1 protein-coding gene is annotated in these 312 nt (G+C 77.9%); it reads right to left on the bottom strand.

Annotated features, from left to right (window positions below; all coding sequences use genetic code 11):
- Window positions 1-312, bottom strand: a 312-nt coding sequence (locus ACFVXK_RS32650; RefSeq protein ID WP_389618956.1) for a hypothetical protein, incomplete at both ends; no start/stop codon positions are given.

The raw sequence follows: 312 nt of genomic DNA, 5'->3' as shown, positions 1-312 counted from the left end.
GTCCGTGGCCATGCCGAGGTAGTTGTAGCCGGAGAAGGAGAGGAGCTCGCGGCCGTCGACCACGGTGGTGCCGGTCAGGCCGCCCTCGTGGACGAGGAAGTACGGGTTGGCCAGCCCCGCCCGGTCGAGGAGGGCGAAGCGCTCGCCGTGACGGACGACCTCGGGGAAGCACTCGATCCGCGTGTGCGCCTCGGGCACCGGCACCCCCGGCCCGCCCGGCGGGTCCGTGGCCGCGGGGGCGACGGACCGCGCCGCCAGGGCCGTCGGCGCGACGGCGGGGGCCGGGGCGGCCGGCTCCGGTACGGGTGGCCG

The organism is Streptomyces sp. NPDC058157 (assembly GCF_042884105.1).
Lineage (GTDB): Bacteria > Actinomycetota > Actinomycetes > Streptomycetales > Streptomycetaceae > Streptomyces.
Note: the sequence above shows the minus strand (reverse complement) of the source record. Positions and strands in the feature narration are given on the sequence as shown.